The following is a 25890-nucleotide window of genomic DNA, read 5'->3' as shown; positions in this document are numbered from 1 at the left end:
TTCACCAAAATTACGGGAGAACCAAATTTAAAACGTTGTTGACAGTAACATTATCAAAATAGAACAGACCCCTGAAAGTATTAAATTTTATAAGCTTTTTGAAATGAATAACGAAAAATCTATAGGTAGATTGGTAACAGAAGAGATTTATATATTGCGTGAGTTACTACCTTATAAAACGTATTATATAAGCCAAATTGTCGGTCATAAATTTGTACTAGATCATTTAAAGGAAAATTTTGATGAGAGTTATAAAAAAGTTTCTATAGACAATATTTTATTGAAAGAATATACGGAATTAAATAGAGTAGCTATGGCATTAATACGTAACCAGTATAGGGTAGATAACTGGGACCAATTCATTAGTTGGTATGAAAAAAATCAAGGGATACTTAAAGGTATGATTTTTTCTATAAAAGAGCTATTAACAAATTACTTCAGGAAAAACAATCTTAAGGCATTTACTACCTCTGTAAAAGCATATAGTGAAAACTTATCTAGAATAGGAAAAACAACTCGTCTACTATTACCAAGTAACCTAATTGATAAGTTTGGTACCGTAGATGAACATCTTTTACTAAAAGAGAGTGAGATAGCTACTAAGAGACCTGAAGAATCTAACTTGTTAATACCTAATATAGAAAAATATAAAAACCTAACAAAATATTGGGAAGATTTTAGAACAAACATAGAAAATCTTACTAGGGACATAGAAATAAACATATGTTACAACTATATAATTAAGAAAAATCACCTTCACAAATATAAAAAAGAAGATTTCAAAAAAATTACAGACTCAAAAGTGGACGATCGAATCATACTTTATAATATAAGAAAGGCATTAAAGAATTTAATTGATTTCTCACATGAGTTCAATAAAGTATTTAAAGAGTGGTTTAAAGAGGATATTATAGTTAAACTGCAAGATCAAAAAGATTTAATCCAAAAACTTAATATAATTTTAGCTTATTATGCAGGAATAATAGAAAATCAGGCTTCAAACTATTATAACCTCGAAAGTGCACATAAAAGAGATGTCACACTATTTTTGAATGATCTAACTAGAAAAGTGGAAGTAATACCCAAAGAAGAAGATAGTTGTAATTTTATAAAAGTACAACATTATAATATAGAAGAAAATATGCTTATTGTTCAATTTGATTTAGAAAAGGATGTTCCAAAAATTTCTAAACTGTTGGAACGGATTATAATAAAAATCTCAGAAGCTGTTCGTACTATAGATCAAAAAACTAATCTATATTTGGACATAGAATCAAAAATAAATAGGGTTATTATAATACCAAGTTACAGGGAACGGGTATTTAGAAGTTTTAATTACATCATTCCATTTTATGTATTTAGTCAAGAATTTAATGATATAAATCAAGTTCACTGGCTTCCTAAAGTGCTCAATAATCAAATAAAAAATGAACTAAAAATTGAAAATGAAATATGCACAAATCTTTTTGACAGGTATGGTGAAATATTAAACATTATGAAATATTTTAATGCCATTATCAATGGAAGTTCAGATAGTAATAAGTTCTCACAAAAAGTTGTTGATAGGTATTTACAAAAAGAAAATTGTAAAGAGAAATTAGAGGATAGCTTCTCACAATTCTTTAGTGAACTCACTCAAATTACATCTTTCATTTGTAACAAAAAGGAGCTAGATTCAAATTTAGAAATAGAGCTTTTAGAAAAACTAATGGTTGTTGCAGATTATCTAGAAAATAACTTTAATGAGAAAATAGAAATGGACGATAGCTCTATTGATAATATACAAAGCATAGCTAATGATATTTTATCAATAGATTTACTTGCAACTGAATTAGGTTTTAATTAGGATACTGTATAAATTTTTTATATTAAGATTTAATGTTGAGTAAATTAATAAAAAGGAGTAATCCCACATTAGTGGAGATTCACTCCTTTTTATTTTCCCTGTATAGATTTGTTCAAAAAATAACAGTAACTTCCTGAATCTTAAAGAAACTTATTTTTTGTGAATGATATAAAGTCACAGCCTGTCTTAGTTTTTTTCTTGCCATAGTCAATCTTTTATATTTGATATCATTTTTTATTTTTAACTTCAGCTTGAGTAAATGCCATTTTATTTTTACTTTCTTATACTTACTTATGTAATATTTTCCTATTTTTATTAAAGCATGGATTAAGCAATAAATAAAATCTTAATTCCTATAAAAAATCTTATATTAACTACAAACTTATACTTTCATGGGCAAAATCTCAAAGTAATGACAATTTAACAAAATAAAAAGCAACCTCAACTTTTTGTCACAGGAGTGAGGTTGCTTTTTATGCTCGTTGAAGAATGAATGCTACAACGATTAGATTATATCATATTTTACCAATAAATATATATTTTTCTTGTTTTGCATATGTATAAAAGGTAAGCTTTTTATACATCGTAGCTTCAATCACCTCAAGAGGAAAAGCTGATGTATCAAGGGTGCATAAAAAGCTGCATAAAGAAGAAACAAGGCCTCATCGAGAACCCCAATGCCACGGGGGTCTTTTTTTTCGTGTGTTCCGGAAAGAGTGTTTATGTAAACTAGCTCTGTATATGATATTCACATTTAATTTCTATAAAGAGGGTAGTTTGCTTAGATAACTTCTGTTAAATTACAGTAATTAAGGTATATAAAGTTATGTAAGGGGCATTTCATGAAGAAGAAAAGTGGTTTAAAATCATTTTGGAGTCTTAGTATTATCGCAACTATAATTTTTGCTTTTATTCCAAAGGTTGGTATTAGGATTGAAGGACATTATTATTATTTTGGCTTTCCTGCTGATTGTTTAATATATTATAAAGGTCCAAGATTAACTCCTGATATAATAGGCATCGTATTTAATATTGCTTTCTTTTATTTTGTTTTCTTTATTTTAAACAAAATATTTAACAAGATTCTAAGAAGTACTATAAGGTAACGAGGAAAAGAGCACATTAAGTGCTCTTTTTGGTTCCTGTAATCTGTATTATGGTGACTAAATAAGGCCTGGTTTTATTGTAGATGCCTCATGTATTTTTAAGATCTGAAGCCTTTAAAAGAAGTAGTACACTAAATAATACAATCACGATACCAGCACATAAGAGGATAAATTTAATATCGACATTAATGCTAAGAAGAGTGGAAACTAATCCATAAGAAACTGGAATAAGTCCCATGGAAACCATTGTATTTACACTCATAACTCGACCTACTATGGTTGAGGGTGTTTTCTCCTGTATTAAACTAACTATGGGAATATTAATACTCGATACACAACATCCAATAGCCAACAAAATAGCAGCAGCAAGCCAGAGATCAATTTCTCGGCTAAATATCATAAGTAATAACCCTTCCAAGAATATGAAAGAAATTGCAAGTTTTCCTCTATTCCTTTTTATGTTCAACCAGCCCATGATTATAGCTCCTAACAACATGCCACTAGCAAACGAACTTTGTAAAATACTTAAGTAAAAAGCATTTCCTTTAAAACGATCCTCTGCAAGGATAGGGATGCTTAACATGAGAGGTCCAATAAAGAATAAGTTGACAATAATAAATGTCACCATGACTGTCAGAAGAAACGAGGAATCTTTAACATAATTAATTCCTTCAGCTAAATCCCTTAAGATAGATGTTTTCTTGGGCCTTAATGTCTTCTTTTCTTTGATGAATTGTAACAAGATTATGCTTATCAAAAGTGTAAAGGCAATTACCAGAAAGATGGTTGAATATGAGAAAAATGAAAGGAGAGTAGCACCTAAGACAGGGCCAAACATGACAGAAAGCTGATTGGTTGTTTGTATTACTGAATTCGCTCTGACTAGTTGCTCTTTATGAACAATCCCTGGAACAATTGAATCTCTAGCTGACCAAAAAAAGGCATCAGATGCCCCGAATAATAATGCAAATATAAATAAAACGGAAAGAGATAATAAATTATTTGTATAGAATAAAGCCATCAGAAGTAGCATAAAACACCTAGTTAGTAATGAAAAGAATATAACTTTAGATCGTCTGTATTTATCTGATACAACGCCTCCTATGACCATTAATAATACTCTAGGAATCGTAGTCGCCATTAAAATAATTCCTAAAGAGCTCTTCAAGTTTAGGTAATTGACTACATACCACTGCTCAATAGTTAAATACATTGAAATAGAAAGGCTTGAAAATATACTTGCTACCCATAGATAAATAAACTTTCCTTTCCAAATACCTGTTTGTACTTTAGCCTCTTTAGTTATTGGAATCACATTTACACCTCATTCTTATTAAAAATAACAGTTATCTAATTAGATAGATATCGAATTAGATTGATTGAAAAATGAACGAAGAAACGTTCATTTTAAAAGGTAACAGGCCACATCTCTTTTGGATTTAATTCATATTCTCCATTTTGCCTATACATAAAGTGTTGCATAATTAATTCTCTACGAATAGTCGCATAATCTTCATGATAGTTTTTTATATATTTATTAAGATCCCTTTCTTTATACGTTTTTCCTTGATGTAAATCACGTATTAAATACGCTAATATAACGTTCTTTTTCTTTCTTTGACTCGGAATTTGTTTCAATGTCCCGTCGCTATTTATAAAATTTTTAACAATAGATAACTTATCTTGATTATTGATTTTACTATCTTGGTTCTCCATAGACTCCTCCCCAATATTTAAGATAGCTTTTGAATTATATTCTAGCCTTTCACTATCGAGATAAAAATAAATAATGTTCCCTTGTCTTCTTTGATAAACTAACCCTACATCTCTCAATTTTGAGATATGGTGAGTAATGGTTGGCGGTTGTAACCCAAGTTTATAAGCGATTGCTTGCCCATGAAGAGGGCCTTTTTTTAATAAGGAAATAATTCTAATTCTTGTGGGGTCTCCAACTGCCTTATGGTAATTGACTAATTTATCTAGTTGCATAATTTAATACCTTCCTCCTCCAATTCGATTATTATCTAATTAGATAATAATCGAATTGGAGGTCTGTGTCAAAAAGTACCAGATTGATAATTCCCTATAATATGGATTATGTTGACTAGAAATGAAGATGATATACATAGTGATTAGAAGTTATATTATTGATAAAATGGTATAAAATCCAATGTTGAGGTATTCATATGTATTTATTTGAACATGAACAAAAAAGAAAAAAGTTAATTCATAACTCATACTTGTCCGTTTTTATTCTTTCTTTATTGCTAAGTTTGTACTTTTTCTTCACAGATTACGGATTAGGAACGAAATTTATTACAAGAGGGACAATCTCTGTATTGTTTTATGTTGTTGTTTTTTACTTCGCCATGAAAAACAAGCAGTGGGCTTTATTCCTGGTTAAAGTTACTGTATTAATGCTAATTATTATGTTAGTTGTAGCTATTATTGGCCTAACATTTGGTCGTTAGGAGGGATGTGCTTGGTTTATTTAGTTTGTACAATTCTCGTTTCAATAATTTTTATTTTTAATATTGTTAAAGACAGGAACTTTATATGGTTGTGTATGTTTATTCCTCTGTTGATACACTTTCTTATTACTCAAACTCATCTTTTTAACTTTATAATCGACCCTTTTAAAATTTGGGTTATCGTAATTATATATATTGCAACATATTTCACTGTATTTTTATATGATTTTACTAAAATGAAGCCTGAAGAAAAGCCTTATGATTAAAATATACTTTAATCATAAGGCTTTTCTTGTAACGATAATTTTGATTATTTAAACTGAAAATTTATGGAGTATACATCTTATGTTTCTCTTTTTAAAATATATCTTGGTGGAGGTCCATATCCTTGTTCTGCTTCAAAATATGCTAGTTTATTTGGAATACAAACCACAATAGAAGGAAAACCATAACCTACTGCATCTTTAAGAGCTGTAAGTAAAGGTAATTCTTCTCCGTCTATTTTCTTGTTCCATGAAATTGAATAACACTCTTTTCCTGCCCCGTGCTGCTTTAATAATTTGGCTATTTCATTGGCACAAGAATTTAGTTTAGGAATCTCAATCATATATTCTTCTCTCAATGTTTTTGTGTAATTATGATTAAGACGATGTAATGCGTCTTCTCTTTTCTTTTCAGAGAAAAGTTCGAATATCACTCTATCTTGGATTCTCTTAGTAAAGAAGGATCTTACTACTTTTTCTTCTAGCTCTTTATCCATTCAATCCTCTCCTTGAGTAATCTTTATTATATAGAATTTTTCATCAGAGAATCATTAAATTGGTATACGATGTAAATTTAATAATAGGTCAATTAATGCAAAGATAATACCTAATATGAGTGAAAGGGTAAGTATGAATATCCATTTAGTTTTCTTCTCTAGCCGATAGACATTCAGTTTTTCTAATGCAAACGAAACAAGCCACATTATAATTATTGTTTCAATAAATTCAACTATAAAATTAAAAATAAAGTTCATTTGTTCTCACTTTCTTGTTTTGAAATATTTATTTTTCTATTAAAACACTTATAGATAAACATTAAAATACTTTTATTCCTAGAAGGTACATTATGGTAACTAAAAAATGTTAATTCTTATAGATCATATTGACTTTAAGCTCGACCTATTATAAGATTGTTAAAATATTGAAAATCTATGAAGAAGAGAGTAATCTTAATGAAGTCTTAAAGCGAGTTAGGGATGGTGCAAGCCTAACAGTCTAGTTAAGGTGAAGCGCACTTCTGAGATGCAACCTGAAATCTTGCAGAGTAGGGTGAGCCGGATCAAAATCCGTTATGTTCTTGGTAAGAAGGTTCAATTTGAACAATAAGAGTGGTACCGCGGGTAAATCTCGTCTCTGATAAGAGACGAGATTTTTTTGTTCTCTAAAAATAAAAGGGATTAGGTGATAACATGGAATTTGATAAAATATACGCTGAAGAAATAAGCAAAATATTAGAGAATAAACTGACAGTTAAAAGTATTATGAAGTTAATTGAAAAGCCTAAGCATAGTACCCAAGGAGATATTGCTTTTCCTTGTTTCACATTAGCTAAACTACTTAAGAAATCACCTCAAGCTATCGCCATAAATTTGGCTGAACAATTAAAACATCCCTTGTTTGCTAAGATTGTAGCTGAAGGGCCCTATGTAAATGGATTCTTTAATAAGGAGACAGTTGGAAAAAAGGTTATAAACACTATCTTACAACAGAAAAGTCTCTATGGAACACCTAGAGTAAAAAAGGAAGGGACTATTACTATTGATTTCTCCTCTCCAAATATAGCTAAACCATTTTCAATGGGCCATTTACGATCAACAGTTATAGGAAACTCATTAGCCAACATAGCTGAAAAATGTGGTTACAAGACTGTGCGTATAAATCACCTGGGAGATTGGGGAACACAATTTGGAAAGTTAATTGTTGCTTATACATTATGGGGAAAGGAAAGCGATATAAAGAAAAATCCAATTCATGAGCTATTAAGCTTGTACGTGAAATTTCATGAAGAAGCTGAGTTGAAACCGGAGCTAGAGAACCAAGCAAGAAAGTGGTTCAAAAAACTAGAAGACGGCGATAAAGAAGCAATAATGCTTTGGCAATGGTTTAGAGAAGAATCACTTAAAGAATTTTCTCGTATTTACCAGCTTTTAGGTGTTCATTTCGATTCGTATCACGGAGAAGCTTTCTACAATAATAAAATGAACAAAACAATTGAGCTATTAAATAATAATAACCTGTTGTCTAATTCAGAAGGAGCTCAGGTAGTGAATCTAGAAAACGATTCTTTACCTCCATGTCTAATTAAAAAGTCAGATGGTGCTACATTATATGCAACAAGAGATCTAACAGCAGCATTATATAGACAAGAGACCTATCAGTTTACGAAAGCTTTATACGTAGTAGGGCACGAGCAAAGCCTTCATTTTAAACAAGTATTCTTAGTCTTAGAAAAAATGGGGTACAACTGGGCAAAAGAATTAATTCATGTTCCTTTTGGCTTTATTTTAAAAGAAGGCAAAAAGATGTCTACTCGTAAAGGTAAGGTAGTTCTTTTAGAAAAAGTTATTGAAGAAGCAATAGTCTTAGCCAAACAAAATATTGCTGTTAAGAATCCAACGTTACCAAACAAGGATGAGGTTGCCCAGCAAGTAGCTGTAGGTTCTATTATTTTTCAAGATTTAAAAAATGAGCGACTCAATAATATTGAATTTTCAATTGAAGAGATGTTAAAAGTAGAGGGAGAAACAGGACCGTATATTCAATACACATACGCTCGTGCTTGCTCCATTTTAAGAAAAGTAGCTCAACCTACACATTTCGTCTTCAGTGAAGGAGCAAATGAATACAATTGGTTGTTAATAAAACAACTCATGATATTTCCTAAGATTATTGAGAGAAGTTTTGAGAAGTACGAGCCATCCCATATTGCTAAGTACTTAATTGATGTGTCACAAGAGTTTAATAAATATTATAGTCAAGTCAAAATCCTTATAGAAGACAAGGAGAAGGAAAGTCGCCTTGCTTTGGTAGAAAGTACAACGATTGTTTTGGAAGAGGGGTTAAGACTACTAGGAATTCAGACACCAAGAGAAATGTAAAGGATGAGAATTTTTTAAATAAACATGTTTATAAATTAATCTAGAAAAAATAAGTAAATCCTAGCAGTAAGGGTTCACTTATTTTTTCTACCGATAACACCTGTTATGGTGCGACAAGAAGTCGCTTTCTTACAGTGTAGCTGACGCTACTCATCTAGACGCGAAGATGATCTCCATCCGAAACGGCATGCTTGGTAACGAGCCTGTCGGTTGCATGAGGAAATGCGGAAACAGAGGACAATTGCATGGTCCAGAATACTGCTAGGAGAAGATAGGTATGGTAAACGAAAGTGAAGGTTTGTAAGCTTCGTAAGCGTTAGCTCAAGATAATGCATAGTTTTGCTTGGGTCTTGGCAAGAGGAAAAGTAGAATCATAATGCTGCTCTGATGCGTCCCGCATCTTGCCCGGAGTAAAGAACCTACCTACCCCTATTGCATCTGTAGAAAGTGGAACTTGGTAAGCCCTATGTCATCTGCATAAGCAGTAGGATGACTGCAAAGTCAAACGATGTGACAGAGGGTATGGGATATGAGAAAAAGCGAAAGCCGTTACCCTGAAAAGGGACAGGAAAGCAGAAACATTGTATAACTGGACGGATACTGTCGTCTTTACAGACAATGACAGGCTCGAAAGAGTGCCTACTTCTCATTGGTCTTCAACACGAAAATAAATTTGTGGCTATCTTCTAACGAAAAGGAGCGTGCTGTTATGAATACCTCTCTACGAGCGTCGGCGCACGTCTCGCATAAAGGTTGGTACTCTATTGATTGGAATACTATACAACACTATGTAACGAAGTTACGACAAAGAATTTATCGTGCCGAACAACAAAATCAACGAAGAAGAGTAAGAAAACTTCAACGTTTACTGCTCCGGAGTAAAGCCAATTTATTACTCTCCATACGCAGAGTGACGCAACAAAATACCGGTAAGCAAACACCTGGTGTAGACGGCTACACGGCCTCAAAACCAAGCGAACGTATCAAGCTATATCAACAACTAGTTAAATGCAATGTCTTTCGACATCGCCCAAAGCCAGCGAAACGAACGTTTATTGCTAAGAAGAATGGGAAATTAAGACCTCTCGGTATCCCGACGACACGAGATCGAGTTTATCAAAATGTTGTAAAGAACGCACTCGAACCGCAATGGGAAGTCAGGTTCGAAGCCAGTTCCTACGGTTTCCGTCCTAAGAGAAGCACTCATGATGCCATAAGTAATCTCTTTAACAAGCTGAACACGAATAGTAAGAAAAAGTGGGTGTTTGAAGGAGATTTCCTAGGGTGTTTTGACCACCTTAATCATCATTGGATAGTAGAAAAAACGTCTATGTTTCCAGGAAATACTCTCATCAAAAGGTGGCTCAAGATGGGATATATGGAGCAAGGTATGTTTCACAACACAATGGAAGGAAGTCCTCAAGGAAGTGTAGCTTCTCCCCTTCTAGCTAATATAGCGCTAGATGGAATGGAAAAAGAGATTGGTATTGTTTACCGAAAGACATACAAATCAGGCACGGGCTACAAGATTGATCCAAAGTGTAAGATGGGACGTGTCGCTTACGCAGATGACTTCGTCATCGTAACGGAAACGAAGGAACAAGTTGAAAGTATGTATCAGAAACTCAATCCTTACTTGCAAAAGCGAGGAATTAAATTGAGTGTTGATAAAACAAAAGTAACACATATCGAGAGTGGGTTTGATTTTCTCGGTTTCTCACTTCGTCAATACAAGACTGAGCAAGGAAATAAGTTATTGATCAAACCTAGCAAAGACAGTATCAAAAAAGCAAAAGGTAAGATAAAAGATACGTTCGCAGTAATGCGAGGACGACCAGTAAAAGAACTAATACGTGTTTTAAACCCTATTATTCGTGGTTACGGACAGTATTGGAAACATGTCGTATCAAAAAAGACGTTTGGGTATATGGACAATTATGTTTTCCTGAAAATAAGAAAACACCTTAGACAATTGCATCCAAAGAAGTCTTGGAAATGGATTCGAGAGCGTTATTTTAAGAAACCCCACCATGGAGGAAATGATAGATGGATTCTCACATGTCCACTTACCAATATTCAATTATTAAAAATGTCGTGGATTAAAATAGAGCGTCATGTGATGGTAGCTTATAAAAACAGCCCAGATGATCCTAGCCTAAAAGAATATTGGGAAAAGCGAGACCGTAAGGTCTTTAATAGCGAAAATACGCTAGACAGGATGAAACTCGCAAGGAAACAAGGTTACCGTTGCGCATTGTGTAAATACACTCTACAAAATGGCGAAAAAGTCACTGTACGAAACTTAGAAGTTTCTACAGGTAAAACTGCTAAATTAGTACATGCACCGTGTAATAAATAAATAAGTTGTTCGGATAAAAAGAAGGCTTGAGCCGTATGACGGGAAATCTGTCACGTACGGTTCTTAGGGGGGCGGGCGCTCGTGAGAGTGCCTGCCTACCCGACTCAATTCAAAAATAAAAACCCTATGAACTTGTCAGGAATACATAGGGTTCTAGTAATTAACAGTAATGATATGTTTAGTGCTAATATTATGATCTTAGTAACTTCTTCATTTTCTCTTCTGTCTCATTCTCCTCACAAGGTTGATAAACAGTTACCTTTAATTCAGGTGCATCATACACCTGGAGCGTAACATGATCCATAATCATTTTTCCTGCCACAGGGTGGATAATGGTCTTTTTTCCACAAGGTGTACCTAAAACTTCATGATTAGACCACCACTTGTAAAACTGAGGGCTTTTGTCGCTAAGCTCACTGATCATGGTTTTAAACCACTCATCCCCGACGAAACGCGTGTAAGCTAGGCGGAATTGGGCAATTAGTCGTTGAGCATGATCTTCCCAATTTTGAAAAAGGTTTTGATATTCTTTGGAAGTAAAGCAGCGCCACACTGCATTGCGGTTTCGCTCGTCCATTTCATGAAAGTCCCCAAATACCATCACAGCAGCTTCATTCCAGTCTACGATATTAAGTTTTTCATCTGTTACATAGGCAGGGCAATGGCCTAATTGACTTAATAGATTTTTTACGACACGATCTATATTTTCTCTTTCATTCTGCACGGTTGCAGATGGAAGCGGCTGATTGCCTAATAAAAATAAATGCTCCATTTCTTCTTTATTTAATTTGAAAATACGGGATATGGCTTCTAATACTTCGGAAGATACTTGTATATCTCGTCCTTGTTCCAGCCACGTATACCAAGTTATGCCGACTCCTGCTAGTTGAGACACTTCTTCTCTACGTAATCCTTTAGCTCTTCTTCTCGGTCCAATAGGCAAGTTAAAATCTTTTGGAGACAATCGTTCTCGTCTTATCTTTAGAAAATCCCCTAATTCTTTTCTTCTTTCTTTATCACTTACCATGATTTTACTCCTTTGTGTAGGTAGTACTTTTACTACTAGTATAACTAGACTCCTATTACCATTATAATCCTTATTTTATGATCTAGGTAAGGGAGGTGAAACAGATGATAGTAAAAGATAGCGAAAAGACGTCTGATATATCAAAAGGGTTAGTTCTTTTAATGGCTACAGTTTGCGGGTTTTCAGTGGCTAACGTCTACTTGAACCAAACTCTTTTAGTAAGCATGTCCGCCAATTTTCATGTTTCAGCGGCTAGCATAGGCATTATAGCTACTTTAGCTCAAATTGGATACGCACTAGGAAATCTCCTTTTAGTACCGTTAGGAGACATCTTCGAACGAAAAAAATTGATTTTGTTTTTATTATTCGCTATATGTATCGTTCTCGCTTTAAACGCTTTATCTATTAACAAAACGTGGATGATGGCTACAAGTTTAGCTTTAGGAATCGTAACGGTTGTTCCTCAAATTATTGTTCCGCTGGCTGCGAATATCGCTTCAGATCATAATAGAGGAAAAGTTTTAGGAAATGTCGCCATTGGATTAGTTTGTGGTATTTTAGGCGCTCGGCTTATTAGTGGTTTTATTGATGTACATTTTGGATGGCGAATGGTGTATTGGACGTCTGCTGCGGCTACACTTTTTATGATTTTGTTAGTTTACGTCTATTTTCCCAAAAGTAAAGGAGGAAAGGGGACCAGTTATAAACAATTGCTCATGTCGTTAGGTCCGCTATTTATAAAAGAAAGAGCCCTGCAACAAGCATGTGTAAGTCAGGGAATGATGTTTGCTTCGTTTAGCACATTTTGGACCACGCTTGTCTTTTTATTACATACACATCCCTATTCGTATGGAAGTGACATGGTAGGGGTAATAGGGTTAGTCGGGATAGCGGGAGCATTTGCTACGCCGATTATCGGACGTTTAATTGATACAAGAGGGGCAAAGTTTGCAAGTCTTTTGTGTATGTCCATATCTTTACTTGCCTTTATAGGCCTTATAAGGGGAGGGTACTGGTTACCTGGATTAATTTTAGGAGCTCTTCTTATAACGGTAGGGACTCAAGCGAACCAAGTTGCCTGTCAGTTTACTATTTTCCAATTAGGAGAAGGAAAAAGAAGTCGATTAAATGGATTATATATGGTTTCCACATTTTTAGGAGGTTCATTAGGGTCTTATGTGGGTTTACTTGCATGGAGTAAATGGGAGTGGGATGGAGTGTGTGCCATAGCCATACTGATGATAGCCATTAGCTTTTGTTCTTTAATTCCGATGAACATCTCTAAAAAAACGATAGGGAACTTCATGAATAAGAAAGGAAGTAATGTGTAATGAGAACACGTACAGATAACTTTCAACGAGGATTAGATATATTAGCTAAGATTGATCCAGAGAATTATGAGGATATAATGGCAGGTTTTGAACAGTCAGCTCTCCCTGATTTAGGAATGCTAGCTGTAGAGTTTAATTACGGGCAAATTTTCTCGAGACCAGGCTTAGACTTAAAGTCACGCCTTCTTGCTACAGTGGCTGGCTTAACTGCATTAGGCAATACGGAACAGCTAAAATTTTATCTGAACGGGGCTTTGAATGTTGGGTGGACACAGGAAGAAATTTTAGAAGCAATGTTACAGATGGTCATTTATGCTGGATTTCCTGTAGCTTTAAATACGATTTTAATAGTAGCCAATGAAGTCTTTTACGAAAGAAATGAAAAGGAGAAACAAAATGATTATTGATAGTCATGCACATGTGGTTTTGCCTATAGAGAAACATATTAAAATGATGGATGAAAGTGGAATAGATAAAACTGTATTGTTTTCTACTCTTGTTCATCCAGAAAAAAGCAGCAACGTTAAAGAATTTACAACCGAAATGAACAGGTTAAATCAAATTCTAAACAACGAGGTGAATCCTCTACAAGCACGCTTAAATGCGCTAGAAGAAGTAAGCGTTGCGATTAAGCAGCACCCAAATCGGTTTGTTGGATTTGGTTCGGTTCCACTTTCTTTTTCTTCTGGTGATGGAACTCTAAATGACTGGGTAGAGAAACTTGTCAAAGAGCAAAAGATGAAAGGTCTTGGAGAATTTACTCTTGGTCCAGGTCAAATTCCATTGTTAGAACCTATATTTAAAGCAGCAAGTGACTATACGTCTTTGCCTATCTGGGTACATACTTTTCATCCTTTGAACTTAAAGGATATTCAAGAGTTATTTCTTCTCACTCAAAAATATGAAAATGTGCCGGTGATATACGGGCATATGGGCGGAATTCATTGGCTACAAACGATAGAAATGATAAAAAACACTAAAAATGCTTACTTAGATATATCTGCATTTTATACAACATACGCCTTGTCTTTGGCTATAAAAGAGATACCTGAAAGAACGTTATTTAGTTCAGATTTTCCATATGGAGATCCGTATTTAAATCTACAGGCCGTTAAGCGTCATACATCTAGCGGAGAAGTTGCAGACAGAGTGTTAGGTGGAAATATCTCGAATTTGCTTCATCTATAAATTCAGCGTTTTTGTGTGATGTTATGTTGTATGGGATAACTAGCACTGAATTTTAAAATTATTTTCTGCGTTGAAATAAAAAAAGGCAGCCCTCTGTTTGGCTGCCTTTTAAACAAGATTGAACAACTAGAATTACGTTTTATCACTACATATGATGAATTCTATTTGAAATATATCATATTCTGTAGTCCTTCAGTTTCTTAATTCTTCTCTCATAGATAACTTTAAAGACTCACATTATAAAATCTACTTACTTAATTGTGTTTATTGCTAACGAGAGTGACATGCGGAGTTTTACCTTTTGATTTCCTAGATGAAAGATAAACGCCAGCAAAGATAATAAGTAGTCCAACGATTACGTTTGGAGTAATTGTTTCTCCAAGTAGTAAATAACCCCATACCATGGCCGAGGCAGGGATCAGGTAAGTAACCGTCGCTGCTAATTCAGGGCCACCATTTTTATTGATATAAAAATAGATTAACTGACCCAATCCTGAGCCAAAACAGCCAAGACCCACAATTGCCAGAAGCGGAAGTGGATGAATCAACAGATCTGATTTGAATGGTTCAGTAAACAACATTCCAATTAAACCGATGATAGCACCTGTTAGTAAGGTGAAGGTTGTTATAGTTAATACGCTCACCCCAGACAAAAACCGCTTTGTTAACTGCCCAGCAAGCCCATAGCAGATACAAGCAACAAGCATTGTTCCAATTCCGACAAACCCTTTCCCGAAAATCTGACCAAATTGAAAATCCATAAGGACGAGTATCCCGAAAAACCCGATAAGAATACCGATCCACTGACGTCCGGTAAGTCGATAAGAAAAAAGAATAAATCCGATAAGACCTGTCCAGATTGGAGTGGTCGCATTTAGAATAGAGGCAGTTGTACTGTTTATCTCAGTTTCGCTTAAGGAAATTAATCCCCACGCCAAACCACAGTTAAATATACCAACAACAATCAACGCCTTCCAGGGTAGTTTCTCTTTAACTTTTCTACGCTTCCACCATAGAAAAGGAAGCAAGATGATTGCACCTGCTAGACAACGAAAAAATACAATTCCCCATATACCAGCTGAGGGAAGCAGCCACTTCATAAATACAAAAGATAAACCCCAAATGAAACTAAGCCCAATTAAGGCTCCATACAATCGAAACATAATACACCTCCTTACTTCAATTATTATGGCAAATTTTGTTGATTATTTCACTCCGAAATTTTGCTTTGTAGAACATTTTCTCATGTTTTTTTTCGTTATCTTGATATCTTTCTCTAGGTATATAAAATATTTCTTTTTTTATAAAATAATAAATTTGACGTTATTCATAGGAATAATTCGGAAAACTTTAGAGTTTTTATTGAAAAGAGAACGTTTGTTCGTGTATAATGTAGGGAACGAATGTTCTTTTTGATAGGTTCTTTGGATCGATTATGAGCAGCTACCAAACAGAGTCATTATATGTATCGACATGAAGGCATTCTTTGCTTTGTTTTTTTCTATATTAAATGCAAACGTTGAAGAAGAGGAGAAAATGAGCTTGTTGGAGGATATTATAATCAGCGCGAAAGAAGCCTACGCGCTTGCCAAAACGATTAATTAAATTTGGCTTTCTCTTTAAGAACATCCAATTATACTATCATCTTAAAGGGAAAAGGTAACTAATATACAAATTATATAAAATTAGTTTTCTAAGGAGAAATAACATTGAACTCTACACTCAATAATTCAGAAGATATAAAAAGGGAAGAAGGACAAAAGCAGCTGCTTGAAAAAAGTCTTCAAGCTCATAGAAATAAAAAATGGATAATCAACTTTACTTGTACTATATCTTTTCTTTTAGCAGTATTATGTTTTTGCTTCCAAGTGCCAGACGCTATAATTATTACTGTTATCTTACTGTTCATATGTGTAACTTTCCAAACTGCACATAAAATGTTAGATAGAAAAATAGAGCTGCGCTTGAAACGTATAAAGCAGGATCATAGAAAGACCATATTCAAGATAAAATAAATCCTAACTTCCTGCCTATAATTCGCCTTACATTTGATTGGTACATTGCATACTCTGTTAGAAACGAAAGTTTTACTGTAATGGATAAGTATGAAATGTATAAAGGAAGCGCTTTTGCAGTTTATTTAAAGTCCAGATATCTAGATTTTATCGAAATTGGTACCATAGCTGACGATATACACCCTGGACCGTTTAAACACTATGGAATACATGCTTTAAACCATATAATTGATGTGGTTTCAACTGAACCTCCAAGTATTTCAGTAATACAAAGAGATCACGAACCAAAGTGAAAAAATGAGGTTAATATGTAGCACATTAACTATATTAAGAGGGTAGCAATGCTTAAGGGATCAAGAGGTGTTATAAGGCAAGAATAGCTTTGCTATAACATTTTGAAATATTTAAGATATTTAGACGCGATTTCGAGGGACGAAATACAAACCACGTATTATTAATTGAAGAGAGTTATAAACATAAGGGGTAAAAACAATGGAATTTTATGAGGCGTTAACCTATGTAAATGAGAACTTTTATAAACCCAATCACTTCGCTATAAAAGCTATTCGAGAAGAAGCTCAAAATTCAGATTATGGCGCTGGTATCTTTCAGTTAAATTCAAAATCTGTACGATTTAGGGTGGCGAAAACTACCCCTAACAAGGTAGGGCAGTTTGTATCCTTTTGGGAAAAAGATGCGACTCATAAAAACCAAGCCTTTTCGTATGGAAAAGCTACCGATCTATTAGTTATTAATACCTTTACTAGTACAAATAGATTTGGACAATTCATTTTTCCAAAAGCAGTTCTTTTAAAACAAAAAATTCTTAAAACGTCTACTACAAAAGGGAAAATGGCAATTAGAGTGTATCCGATATGGGATAAGCCAACTAGCAAACAAGCTATTGAAACACAAAAATGGCAATTAGAATATTTTGTTGAGACGAACGATGCGAACAATTTCCCCCGTCAAAAATTCTTAAAGCTATACTTCGAGAGTCGCAACGATTGAAGCTTTACATACAAATAAACAAGTCTAACTTACGTACTATAAGAGAGGCCAATACATAACAGAGACAGGATTCATTCAGTTTTTTGATTCCTTAGGTGAACCGTTTGTTTTTATTAATGACGCGTTTGGTTTAAAGAACAAAATGAGATTAAGTGAGCTAATTGATGTTTAATTCGTGTAAAGTTAAAGTATAAAGAATGATTGTAATGTAAGAAATGTTTTTTTGAAAGAGGGATTGTATGGAACAGATAGGTTATGTATCTTTATGGGTCGGTAAGTTTTCAACTAGCGAAGAGCTAGAAAAATATCTGTTGATTGCTTATACGGAAGATGGAGATGCTATACCCTCACAATTTGAAAAGGACTTTAAAGTTGATTATTTTGAAGAAGATTTTAGCGAAGCTCATTATGCAAATCAGGACATGTGTAAGCTTTCGCACCTATTGGAAGGCTGTTCGTATGATGATGTAGTAATTCCTAACTTTGTTGAAAAATATGGAGAATATTTGCCTGATGATTTCAACAGTATGATTTTAATTTATGATTTTCAGCACAATAAAAAGAGTGATAACGAAATTAATGGTGTTAAATATTTAGGAAGTATTAGGTATGAATAGTTATGATCAAGGCGGTATTCATGTCTATTTTGCTTTACATATAAAAACAGAAAGCTTTGATTCTGCCATTAAAGTATTAAATGATGCTAGTATCGATCATAAAGTTATAGAAGAGATTAATATTAATATGCAAAAAGAGAAGCGGTTGTATTTTAAGGATACTGAAGATAACGTTGTAGAATTCTACACGTTGGATATGAGGGAAGATTAATAAAGAGCGAATCAAACATTGATTTGCTCTTTATTATAAATGGCTGCTAAGAATACGCTTTATGTAAATTGGAAAAATTCTTCACTGTACCTATATAAAAACAATGATAGCCAAGAAGTCACAAAAAAGGTTACAGGAAAAACTGTAACCTCAATATTAAATTTCTACTCTTCTAAAAGTGTCGCCAAGGAAGTTATTCAATTCAATAAACTGTTTTTCGATAGGTGTAAATTCATAATTCAGCCTGGAAATGAGATAAAAGTCAGTGTACCGATAAGGTGGTGGAACTTCTAAAAAATTATGGATGTTATAACGGTTTGCGATACGCTTAGAGACTAAGGAAATTTCCATGCCCATTAATGCAAATTGTACTAATGTTTCTGGATCGCCGACTTCGATCATGTCACCTTGTTCAATATGTAAGCTGGCATAAATAGTATGTAATATTGTCATGTACAAGCACTTATCTGAAAGTACCAGTATATTTTTTTGCCTTACATAGTCATCAAATGTCGTGTGTTGATCAATATCGCTACCAATGACAACCATTTCTTCTACGCCTACTTTTTTATATTTTATCTTTTGGTTGTTTAATGATCCAATTGTATAAGCTACATCAATTTGTCCAAGTAGAATTTGATTTTCGATATATTCGGTTGAACCCGTTTTTAATGTTACTGCTAGATCTGGATAGGTGTTGTAAAGTTTGTTTAAAGCGCCTGAGAATTGAGTGCCCCCAACTGATATCATGGTGCCAATACGGAGTTTTTCATCTTGTTTCTTCATCTTATTTTCAGTTTCTTCCCAAAGAAGCAATATTTTTTTAAATTGGTGATACAACTTTTCTCCTTGCTTGGTTAATTTAACGCCCTTCGAGTTTCTAATAAACAGTTCTTGATTATAATAGCTTTCTATTTTCTTTATTTTGGCGGTCATATTAGATTGAAGATGGTTCAGTTTTATTGCAGCCGCAGATATATTTCTTAATTCGGCCACTGAAACAAAAGCTTTCATATTTTCAATATCCATTCATATTCACCCTCCATCAAAAAAAGTGATATAGCCATCATATTTTAACATTTAAAATGATGATTCATTTTAATTATACTTGATTAAAAGGTAATATTTTCTACAAAATGATGGAGGAATGTCTAATGAAGGAGAAATTAATAAAAGTAGGAATTATAGGGGGATCTTTAAATAATCAATGGGCGAGCAAAACACATATTCCAGTACTTAAAGAAAGTCCTTTTTATCGAATAACCGCAATTGGAACATCAAAAGCAGAAACCGCCAAGGAAAGTGCGAGGGTACTTGATGCTCCCCATAGCTTTACAGACTATAAGAGATTAGCGCAATCCAAAGGTGTTGATTTAGTAGTAGTTAGTGTAAAAGTTCCCTTTCATTACGAAGCTTCAATTGCTGCTATAGAGGAAAAGAAACACATTTATTGCGAGTGGCCTTTAGGTGTAGATACTAAGCAAGCAATTAAACTGGCAAAGTTAGCGGATGAGGCAAACATTCACCATGCGATTGGGTTACAAGCAAGACAATCTCCTGAGGTGAATTATGTAAAGCAGGCTATTAACCAAGGGGAAATTGGAAGAATTATCTCCTGCACCATGCAGGTAGCGACACAAGGAAAGGGTGGAATAACAGATGAAGCAAACAGCTATATCTTAAAAAGAGAAAACGGAGCCAACCTTCTTACAATCAACGGTGGACACTCGCTTGATGTTCTGTGCTACATCTTAGGTGATTTTAAAGAGTTATCGTCGATAATGAATACGTATTATACAGAAGCTCTCATACAAGGAACAGAAGTTACGGTGCCAAAGGATGCAGCGGACCAAATCTTAATACAGGGAACACTCGACGGTGATATTTCAGCTTCTGTTCATATTCAAGGAGGAGTTTATCCTGCTTTTCAATTAGAGGTTAGAGGAGAAAAAGGTGTTTTTCGCTTAACCCAGAATTCTTCATCCGGTCACGTACAATTTGGTAATCTCAAATTAGAGAAGGTTAAGCATCCTACTTATTTATTAAGTACGGAAAGTGTGTATGTTGAAGAGCTAAACGTATCTTCAGCAAAAGATAATCATCCAAAAGATTACGTTGAAAAGGCTTATCAGGTGTTAGCAAAAGATATATTTGAACACAAAAGTCAAATTCCAAACTTCCATGATGCTGTTAAACTTCATCAACTATTAGATGCGGTTCGAACATCTGCAGAGACTGGTGAAAGGGAAACGTTTGATAAGTAAACGAAAGCCTATTCTTTATAAAGTTAAAATGTTTATAATTTTAATAACTATCAAGTCAATTGAAGAAGGGCATTTCCTACATTTGAAGAATAGTAACACCATTAAATGAATTGACGGCTGACTATATCATTGCTAGAGCCACAGATTAAAAAATTGAATAGGAGTGTTCCTTGATGACAAACAGTAAAATGAATCCTAAGGTTGATGAATTTTTAACTAAAGCTAAAAAGTGGAAAGAAGAATATGAGACGCTGAGAAAGATTGTTCTTGACTGTGAGTTGACCGAAGATTATAAATGGATGAACCCTTGTTACACGTTTGAGAAAAAAAACATTGTTTTAATACATGGTTTTAAAGAATACTGTGCGTTGCTGTTTCCTAAAGGCTCTCTGTTACAAGATTCTCATGGTATTCTAATCCAACAAACGGAGAATGTACAAGGGGCGCGACAAATTCGGTTTACCAATGTGCAAGAAATAGTTGAAAAGGAAGCCATCTTAAAAGCTTATATTTATGAGGCCATCGAGGTGGAAAAAGCCGGATTGAAAGTCAAAGTTAAAAAGCCTGAAGAACTCATTATTCCTGAAGAGCTACAACATAAATTTGATGAAATACCTGCTCTAAAAACGGCTTTTACTACATTGACTCCAGGACGACAAAGAGCATATATTCTTCATTTTTCTGCGGCCAAACAATCTAAGACTCGACAATCACGGGTTGAAAAATGCATTCCGAACATTCTTAATGGAAAAGGATTAAATGATTAGTACGCTTTATTTAAAACAAACGTAGTCAATATGAATTGTTAATGTATTTGAGTTAAAAGTGAAATAGGGCTAAGTGAACTGATTGATGTTCGCTTTGTGTAAAAGTAGAGTAGGTTAAAAAATGACAGCGTTCAAAAATTTTTATTTTAGGAGAAAATGATATGGGAGTTTTTGCAGAATATTTAGCGCGTATAGATAGTCCTGACCACCGTGACCGAACAGAGGAAGTTTTGGATTGGGTTGCTAATACTTTCCCGAATTTGGAACCACAAATCAAATGGAATACGCCAATGTTTACTGATCATGGAACATTCATCATCGGCTTTGCCTCAGCGAAACATCATTTGAGCGTTTCACCTGAAGAAACAGGCATTGCGCACTTTAATCATAACATTGCTCAGGCTGGATATAGCGCTACCAAAGGTCTGTTTCGAATTCTATGGACTGAGCGGGTAAACTATGAATTACTAAAAAAAATAATCGAGTTTAATATGTTAGATAAGAAAGACTGTTCAACTTTTTGGCGGAAATAAAGAGTAGATTATGAACGGAGAAGAAGGAGGATACAGAAAGATGGATTTTGAAATGGTTATGAAAGAACTTGAAGCGCTTGGTACGGAACGAATTAAAAAGACTTACATAAACAATGGTGCACACGATCCGCTTTTTGGAGTGGCAACAGGAAAAATGAAGCCGATTGCAAAGAAAATCAAGAAAAATCAGGCTTTGGCCGAGCAGCTTTATGCGTCTGGCAATTATGATGCTATGTATTTTGCTGGTATCATTGCAGACCCAACAGAGATGACTGCGGAGGATTTTGAGCGTTGGATTGATAAAGCGTATTTCTACATGCTATCCGATTATGTAGTTGCAGTCACTTTGTCAGAAACCGATTTTGCGCAAGCTGTGGCTGATAGATGGGTGGCAAGCGGTGAAGAACTTAAAATGTCAGCAGGTTGGAGTTGCTACTGCTGGCTTTTGGGTAATCGTCCTGACGATGAATTTAGCACAAGCAAGATTGCAGATATGCTTAATCAAGTGGAGAATACGATTCACGATTCTCCAGATCGAACGAAATCGGCTATGAATAATTTTATCTATACAGTCGGTGTTTCATATTTGCCACTTCATGAGAAGGCGCTTGAAACGGCAAAGGCAGTAGGTCCAGTCGAAGTTAAGAAGGATAAGAAAAAAAGTAGTATTCTTCTTGCTTCCGAAAACATTCAAAAGGATATAGATAGAGGAAGGCTTGGGTTCAAACGCAAACATGTAAGGTGTTAACATGATTTGTAATGGAGCTGCGCTATCTGAAACGAGACTAACAAGCATTTAATAATAGTTAGTTTACTATACGCATGATGTTCTGTTTCTCCATAAATCATCCATTGCAGAAGTGGCAGGGGATAAAAGCTAAAAAGCTCTTGTGAAAAGGAGAGATTAAAAATGAAAATCCAAAAGGGAAATCTAAGAATCTGTCATAAAGGACACAAATATTATAAAAGCAGTAGCTGTCCGACCTGCCCAACCTGCGAGCAAGAACGCAAACCTGACAATGGATTTCTTTCTATGCTATCAGCACCAGCAAGACGAGCATTGGAAAACAACGGGGTAACTTCTTTGCAGCAGCTATCAACATTTAGTGAAAAAGAGATATTACAATTTCATGGTATGGGTCCGGCTTCTTTACCTAAACTTAAAGCAGCTTTGCAGGCCAATGGGTTAGCCTTTAAAAATTAAATATTAAGGATAGTTAAAACAAGAAATAGATTGGGATAAAGTGTACAAATACGCTGAATTTCTGGATATGGAAGGATCTTAAGAGATAAATAGGGGGAAAAAGAAGGGTTGGAGATTTAAGTGATGAATAACAAACTAGATAAAGCATTAGCGTTACGAAAGAATGGAAATCACAAAGAATCTAACGAATTGCTAAGTGAATTAGTTAAGGAATGTCCAGACAATGCTTTATATAACTATCAATGTGCTTGGAGCTTCGACCTATTAGGGGAAGAAGAAAAGGCAGTGCCCTTTTACGAAAATGCCATAAAGATAGGATTATCTTCTAAGGATATGGAAGGGGCAATAGTGGGATTGGGCAGCACGTATAGAGCCTTGGGGGAATATGAAAAGTCAAAAGAGACATTTTTAAAAGGAATGGAATCATTCCCAGATAATCATGTAATTAAAGTGTTTTATTCCATGACCTTATACAATTTAAAAGAACATAGCAAAGCGATGGAACTGATACTGAAGTGCTTACTAAATACGACAAGTGACAATGAAATACTAAGTTATAAAAAAGCCTTACATTTCTATTCAGATAAACTGGATCAGACTTGGAAGTAGCTTGTAAAATTCACTGAATATAAGTTCTTTTCCTGAAACGAGGAAAGGACTTTTTTGTAACAATATTGGCAGACTTCCTTTGATAACATGACTTTTAAAATGATAGATTGTGAAGAAATACATTTAAACTATAGGAGGCTTTGCTGAATAAGAAAGCCCTTACATATTATATATGTCTAATATGTAAGGAGCCCTATACGAATTACATTTGAAATAGGAGATCTTTGCTTTGGATCTTGTGCTTCTTTCTTTGTTGAAGCACTTATGTTTGTACCACTCTATCCTTACTAAACTCTTCTTCAATTAGCTTATCCATGAGAAAATGATAAAAAACGTGATAATTCGTTTTAGTTAGTTTGTCCAGTTCCTGGTGAGTGATGATATTATGTTGGATGAGTAAACCTATAGCAGCTGATATACAATTTACTTTTAAATCTTCTTCCCCTAACATATAAATCACCTTCCCTTATTTACTAAGTAACCCATTCTATATAATAGGCATACTTAAGACACGGACTGATATAAGCTCTTTTCTCAAATTATTGCTCTCGTGCTGATAGAAAATGATCATAAAATATTCTCAACACTTTTTGATGCATACTGTTATCTTTATATACTTTGCTTTTTTTTCCTGCAAAAAAAACAAAATGATTTCAAATTTCCCTTATTATGGAATGTTTCGTTTGTTTTTGATAGTTAGGAAAGCTTCTGAACGCTCAGTATGTATCTCAATGTCAACACCAAGAGCTTATGAACGCCGTCCAAGGAAAGTGAATAATGGACTTTATTTTAATTGGTTCTTATTATTTATCTTATGTAAATGCGGTTTTCCTGTAAGTGAAAAAGGCAACTTTAACTATGTCATAAACTACCCTGTAGGTAATTATTAAATTATATAGGGGAATTTACAGCTCAATAAAACACTGTTATTACAAGTTAGTGAGGTAGAAGTATGAAAGAAACCAATAGTAAGAATCTAAAATCAGAAATTATAAAAAAGCACGAGGTATTATTTGCAAAGAGATTGGAACTTGAGAGTGAAGCAAGCCGTTTGATGTTAGAAATTAATTTATTGGATGCACGGAATACTCTTGATAAAGTAAGTCAGTTAAACCAACAGATAGATGATATAACTTCTGAAATGGATTATTTGAAACAAGCTCTTGAAGCCATTAATTGAGCCATATATCAGAGTGTAACTAATTCTATAAGTATAAGCACGAGCAAATTTTAAAAAAGTGATCAACATGGAAGAGAAAGAAGGTATTTCGATGAAATCTATATTATTAATTGGACAATCAAATATGGCAGGCAGAGGATTTATTGAGGATGTACCGCCGATTTATAATGAGCATATACATATGTTACGAAACGGTAGGTGGCAAACGATGGCAGAACCACTTAATTTTGATCGTCACATATCTGGTGTTGGGCCGGCAGCCTCTTTTGCTCAAGCTTGGACAGAGGATCATCTGGGCGAGTCCATTGGGCTAATACCATGTGCCGAGGGAGGAAGCTCAATTGATGAGTGGACAAGTGACGGACTATTAACAAGACACGCGATTTCTGAAGCGAAATTCGCAATGGAAACAAGTGAGTTAGTGGGAATTCTTTGGCATCAAGGAGAAAGCGACAGTTACGGAGAACGTTATAAGACGTATGAAGATAAACTGCTTTCATTATTTAAACACTTGAGAGAAGAATTGAATGCACCAGATATCCCGATCATTATCGGTGAGTTGGGACATTACCTTGGAGACGTCGGATTTGGAAAAAGCGCCGTAGAATATAAACAAATAAATCAGATATTATCTAAAGTTGCCCATTCTGAAAAAAATTGTTATTTTGTAACATCAAAAGGCTTAACAGCAAATCCAGATGGCATTCATATTGATGCCGTCTCTCAAAGAAAGTTTGGATTAAGATACTATGAGGCTTTTTCAAAACAAAAGCATGTTTTAGATGTTTTGGACAGTGAGCATGAATGGATTGAAAAGGAAGCAAAGCGTGAACTAACTAAAAATGAACGTATATTTGTTGAAAGTATGAAGTTTGCCTTGGGACAATTAAGTTTTGAGGAGTTTTCTCTTAATATCTCTATTATTAATGAAAGTAAGTAAAGCAGAATTAAAAGGTTGAGGCAGATTACAGGATAAATCCAACAGAAAGCTTGCAGTATTGCTGAAGAA

At 34.3% G+C, this 25890-nt stretch carries 27 protein-coding genes and 1 other annotated feature; of the genes, 20 read left to right on the top strand and 7 right to left on the bottom strand.

Features of this window, described 5'->3' with window-relative positions; genetic code table 11:
* Positions 1–103: 103 nt before the first annotated feature.
* Positions 104–1846: a hypothetical protein gene (locus NST66_RS17210; RefSeq protein ID WP_340843584.1), complete on the top strand. Its 1743-nt coding sequence runs from the start codon at positions 104–106 to the stop codon at positions 1844–1846.
* Positions 1847–2688: 842 nt separating this feature from the next.
* Positions 2689–2952, top strand: a complete 264-nt coding sequence (locus NST66_RS17205; RefSeq protein WP_221817701.1) for a hypothetical protein — start codon at positions 2689–2691, stop codon at positions 2950–2952.
* A gap of 88 nt (positions 2953–3040) precedes the next feature.
* On the opposite strand, the gene NST66_RS17200 is transcribed toward NST66_RS17205, so the two are convergent.
* Together NST66_RS17200 and NST66_RS17195 are read right to left on the bottom strand one after the other, a co-directional pair.
* Complete coding sequence (locus NST66_RS17200; protein WP_098433885.1) at positions 3041–4267, bottom strand: MFS transporter; 1227 nt, start codon at positions 4265–4267, stop codon at positions 3041–3043.
* Positions 4268–4359: 92 nt separating this feature from the next.
* Positions 4360–4941, bottom strand: coding sequence for a DUF2087 domain-containing protein (locus NST66_RS17195; protein WP_221817700.1), 582 nt, complete (start codon positions 4939–4941; stop codon positions 4360–4362).
* Between the two features lie 197 nt (positions 4942–5138).
* Here NST66_RS17195 and NST66_RS17190 point away from each other — a divergent pair, with 197 nt between their 5' ends.
* Positions 5139–5423, top strand: a complete 285-nt coding sequence (locus tag NST66_RS17190; protein ID WP_221817699.1) for a hypothetical protein — start codon at positions 5139–5141, stop codon at positions 5421–5423.
* A gap of 343 nt (positions 5424–5766) precedes the next feature.
* On the opposite strand, the gene NST66_RS17185 is transcribed toward NST66_RS17190, so the two are convergent.
* On the bottom strand, positions 5767–6183 hold the full coding sequence (locus NST66_RS17185) for a hypothetical protein (protein ID WP_221817698.1): 417 nt from the start codon (positions 6181–6183) through the stop codon (positions 5767–5769).
* Positions 6184–6609: 426 nt separating this feature from the next.
* Positions 6610–6825 (top strand) — a binding site (T-box leader).
* 51 nt (positions 6826–6876) lie between these two features.
* On the opposite strand from NST66_RS17185, the gene argS reads away from it, so the two are divergent.
* Both argS and ltrA read left to right on the top strand, forming a co-directional pair.
* A complete protein-coding gene (argS, locus tag NST66_RS17180; protein WP_221817697.1) occupies positions 6877–8565 on the top strand; it encodes an arginine--tRNA ligase in 1689 nt (562 codons plus the stop codon).
* A 709-nt stretch (positions 8566–9274) separates the two neighbouring features.
* Positions 9275–10924, top strand: coding sequence for a group II intron reverse transcriptase/maturase (gene ltrA, locus NST66_RS17175; RefSeq protein ID WP_060744830.1), 1650 nt, complete (start codon positions 9275–9277; stop codon positions 10922–10924).
* A gap of 190 nt (positions 10925–11114) precedes the next feature.
* Here the strand turns inward: ltrA and NST66_RS17170 are convergent, their stop codons facing one another.
* Positions 11115–11951, bottom strand: a complete 837-nt coding sequence (locus NST66_RS17170; RefSeq protein WP_340843583.1) for a helix-turn-helix transcriptional regulator — start codon at positions 11949–11951, stop codon at positions 11115–11117.
* A gap of 104 nt (positions 11952–12055) precedes the next feature.
* On the opposite strand from NST66_RS17170, the gene NST66_RS17165 reads away from it, so the two are divergent.
* The 3 genes from NST66_RS17165 to NST66_RS17155 are packed head-to-tail and all read left to right on the top strand — an operon-like array spanning position 12056 to position 14470.
* Positions 12056–13282, top strand: coding sequence for an MFS transporter (locus tag NST66_RS17165; RefSeq protein ID WP_340843582.1), 1227 nt, complete (start codon positions 12056–12058; stop codon positions 13280–13282).
* Entirely contained in the window at positions 13282–13689 is a 408-nt protein-coding gene (locus NST66_RS17160) for a carboxymuconolactone decarboxylase family protein (RefSeq protein ID WP_221817694.1), read from the top strand. Before NST66_RS17165 ends, NST66_RS17160 begins: the two co-directional genes overlap by 1 nt.
* Complete coding sequence (locus NST66_RS17155; protein WP_340843581.1) at positions 13679–14470, top strand: amidohydrolase family protein; 792 nt, start codon at positions 13679–13681, stop codon at positions 14468–14470. Before NST66_RS17160 ends, NST66_RS17155 begins: the two co-directional genes overlap by 11 nt.
* A gap of 254 nt (positions 14471–14724) precedes the next feature.
* Here NST66_RS17155 and NST66_RS17150 read toward each other — a convergent pair whose 3' ends face one another.
* Positions 14725–15633 (bottom strand): DMT family transporter, encoded by a 909-nt coding sequence (locus NST66_RS17150; RefSeq protein ID WP_340843580.1) that lies wholly within the window; start codon positions 15631–15633, stop codon positions 14725–14727.
* A gap of 546 nt (positions 15634–16179) precedes the next feature.
* Between NST66_RS17150 and NST66_RS17145 the strand changes: the two genes are divergently transcribed.
* The 4 genes from NST66_RS17145 (at position 16180) to NST66_RS17130 (ending at position 18324) form a co-directional block, all read left to right on the top strand.
* Positions 16180–16485: a hypothetical protein gene (locus NST66_RS17145; RefSeq protein WP_116740038.1), complete on the top strand. Its 306-nt coding sequence runs from the start codon at positions 16180–16182 to the stop codon at positions 16483–16485.
* Positions 16486–16977: 492 nt separating this feature from the next.
* Entirely contained in the window at positions 16978–17496 is a 519-nt protein-coding gene (locus tag NST66_RS17140) for a MepB family protein (protein WP_340843579.1), read from the top strand.
* A gap of 239 nt (positions 17497–17735) precedes the next feature.
* Complete coding sequence (locus NST66_RS17135; RefSeq protein WP_340843578.1) at positions 17736–18113, top strand: immunity 22 family protein; 378 nt, start codon at positions 17736–17738, stop codon at positions 18111–18113.
* Entirely contained in the window at positions 18106–18324 is a 219-nt protein-coding gene (locus NST66_RS17130) for a hypothetical protein (RefSeq protein ID WP_340843577.1), read from the top strand. The genes NST66_RS17135 and NST66_RS17130 overlap by 8 nt, the downstream gene beginning before the upstream one ends.
* A gap of 156 nt (positions 18325–18480) precedes the next feature.
* On the opposite strand, the gene NST66_RS17125 is transcribed toward NST66_RS17130, so the two are convergent.
* Positions 18481–19353 carry a LysR family transcriptional regulator gene (locus NST66_RS17125; RefSeq protein WP_340843576.1) on the bottom strand — a complete coding sequence of 291 codons (873 nt, stop codon included), beginning with the start codon at positions 19351–19353 and terminating at the stop codon, positions 18481–18483.
* 125 nt (positions 19354–19478) lie between these two features.
* Here NST66_RS17125 and NST66_RS17120 point away from each other — a divergent pair, with 125 nt between their 5' ends.
* From NST66_RS17120 to NST66_RS17095, 6 genes are all read left to right on the top strand, one after another.
* The gene (locus tag NST66_RS17120) at positions 19479–20588 is read left to right on the top strand and encodes a Gfo/Idh/MocA family protein (protein ID WP_340843575.1); all 1110 of its coding nucleotides are present in this window, start codon (positions 19479–19481) and stop codon (positions 20586–20588) included.
* Between the two features lie 173 nt (positions 20589–20761).
* Complete coding sequence (locus tag NST66_RS17115) at positions 20762–21355, top strand: YdeI/OmpD-associated family protein (RefSeq protein WP_340843574.1); 594 nt, start codon at positions 20762–20764, stop codon at positions 21353–21355.
* Between the two features lie 161 nt (positions 21356–21516).
* Positions 21517–21888: an iron chaperone gene (locus tag NST66_RS17110; RefSeq protein WP_340843573.1), complete on the top strand. Its 372-nt coding sequence runs from the start codon at positions 21517–21519 to the stop codon at positions 21886–21888.
* Between the two features lie 40 nt (positions 21889–21928).
* Positions 21929–22636, top strand: a complete 708-nt coding sequence (locus NST66_RS17105) for a DNA alkylation repair protein (RefSeq protein WP_098626334.1) — start codon at positions 21929–21931, stop codon at positions 22634–22636.
* 162 nt (positions 22637–22798) lie between these two features.
* Positions 22799–23092 carry an RNA polymerase alpha subunit C-terminal domain-containing protein gene (locus tag NST66_RS17100; RefSeq protein WP_340843572.1) on the top strand — a complete coding sequence of 98 codons (294 nt, stop codon included), beginning with the start codon at positions 22799–22801 and terminating at the stop codon, positions 23090–23092.
* Between the two features lie 123 nt (positions 23093–23215).
* Positions 23216–23701: a tetratricopeptide repeat protein gene (locus NST66_RS17095; RefSeq protein ID WP_340843571.1), complete on the top strand. Its 486-nt coding sequence runs from the start codon at positions 23216–23218 to the stop codon at positions 23699–23701.
* 262 nt (positions 23702–23963) lie between these two features.
* On the opposite strand, the gene NST66_RS17090 is transcribed toward NST66_RS17095, so the two are convergent.
* Complete coding sequence (locus tag NST66_RS17090; protein ID WP_014458940.1) at positions 23964–24152, bottom strand: hypothetical protein; 189 nt, start codon at positions 24150–24152, stop codon at positions 23964–23966.
* 501 nt (positions 24153–24653) lie between these two features.
* Here NST66_RS17090 and NST66_RS17085 point away from each other — a divergent pair.
* Positions 24654–24881, top strand: coding sequence for a hypothetical protein (locus NST66_RS17085; RefSeq protein ID WP_340843570.1), 228 nt, complete (start codon positions 24654–24656; stop codon positions 24879–24881).
* Between the two features lie 91 nt (positions 24882–24972).
* The gene (locus tag NST66_RS17080) at positions 24973–25821 is read left to right on the top strand and encodes a sialate O-acetylesterase (protein WP_340843774.1); all 849 of its coding nucleotides are present in this window, start codon (positions 24973–24975) and stop codon (positions 25819–25821) included.
* The last annotated feature ends 69 nt before the right edge of the window (positions 25822–25890 follow it).

The sequence above is a fragment of the Priestia sp. FSL W8-0524 genome (assembly GCF_038005965.1).
Lineage (GTDB): Bacteria > Bacillota > Bacilli > Bacillales > Bacillaceae_H > Priestia > Priestia zanthoxyli.
This window is presented reverse-complemented; position numbering and strand designations above follow the sequence as displayed.